The sequence below is a fragment of the Bacillus sp. 95MFCvi2.1 genome (assembly GCF_000374965.1).
In the GTDB taxonomy this organism is placed as follows: domain Bacteria; phylum Bacillota; class Bacilli; order Bacillales; family Bacillaceae_G; genus Bacillus_A; species Bacillus_A pseudomycoides.
The window spans coordinates 1-1,684 of the sequence record NZ_KB895772.1; the positions used below are offsets into that span (position 1 = coordinate 1).

The window sequence follows — 1,684 nt, forward strand, 5'->3', positions numbered from 1 at the left end:
GCCGCTCATTTGCGACTTCCTTATATTAACACTTTCATGTTTCAATGTCAACTAAGTTTTTTATTTCGTTTGTCGCGTTTTGCTTTGTTGCTATCGGCGACTCGTATAATATTACACCTCTATATAATAATAGTCAATGTTTTTTTACATAAAAAGTTTTTTTCTATATATAAGCAAACACAAATCATTAACCTTCTGTTCATACTCCCTTTTTCTATTTCCCATAGACCTAACCTTTCCAAAAGAGAAGAGCCTAAAAGCACTTAATTCCTCCCTACTCCACATTATGAGCACTTACTCAATGAGCCCTATTTTCATAGAAAGCATTTCTTCCCTAATTATCCTGTACGCTCCCCTAGATCAATTATAAAAAGGGCGTGCCATTCGATGAATCACACACCTCTTTTTATGTTCTTGCATTAATGTATTTTATACTTTCTATCTTCCTTAGTCTGTCGATCTACGGATTTCATTAGAACACGCAACTTATCTTGATCCGCCCAGATAACTCCAAATAAAACTAGACATCCTCCTGTTAATATCCTCCATGTTGAAGATTCATTTAATAGAATAACCGAAGCAATAATACTTATAGGTGGTAAAGCATTTAGATACAACCCACTTACTGATGCCGAAACCCTTTCTAGCGCCTTATTCCAAAACCAATAAGCTAGGATTGTTGCACAAACAACAAGGTATGTAAAACTAAGCCCTGTCTTCCATGTGTCTATCTGAGGTAGACCATAATAAAAAGTTTCGATAACTGCAAAAGGGAATAGAATCATTGCCCCTATGATTAATGTTAATGTTGTAAATACTTCATTTGATAGATTCTTTTCTTGTTTTGACCTTTTTAATAATATTGTATAGAAAGCAAATAAAAAAGTACTTAATAAAATAAGTATATCCCCAATTAGAGAGGCACTTTGATCATCATTACCAGATGGAATAGTAATATATACTATCCCTATAAAACCTAATATAATTCCAATCCAATAGTTTAACTGAATCTTTTCTTTTAAAAACAGTGCCGAGAAAATAATTGTAACTAATGGTAAAGCGGCATCAATGATACTAACATGCAATCCACTTGTTAAAGAAATCCCATACGAAGTAAACATAAAGTATCCTGCCACGCCAGTAAAAGATAATAAGCTTATCCGTTTCCACGGAACATTCCTATTAACAATACTTTTTCGTAACGGCTGAAAAGAAAACAATAAACATATCCCACACCAGCAAAGCAAAGACGAAGAAACAATAAGGTGAATAGTTGAATTGACTCTAGCGCCCATTTTGTCGGAGCAATTGCTATTCCCCATAGTATAACCGCTACTAGTAACATACTTATTTCTTTCATAAATCCCCACACCCATTCAAAAAGATACATTATGTATTATATCTTTTTAGTGGTTTTTCTTGTTAAATATATTTGTAATTTCAATTAGTAATAAGCTGTAAGGAAACCACTAAACCCTTTTCATACATATTGTTTCATTAACGTCTATTTTCCCTTCCATAGTATAACTGATTTATTAAGTATTGTTTTCTGAATCGACAAGACATTTAGCAAGACTTTCAATAGTATATAAAAACACAAAAAAGACGAGTCATTCTGACTCGTCTAAAATTGCTTGGCGACGTCCTACTCTCACAGGGACAAGGTCCCAACTACCATCGGCGC

Annotated in this window: 1 pseudogene; it reads right to left on the bottom strand. The window is 33.7% G+C overall.

The window, feature by feature from the left end:
- Positions 1-419: 419 nt before the first annotated feature.
- A pseudogene (locus tag C568_RS32310) lies at positions 420-1,345 on the bottom strand (DMT family transporter).
- Positions 1,346-1,684: the final 339 nt, after the last annotated feature.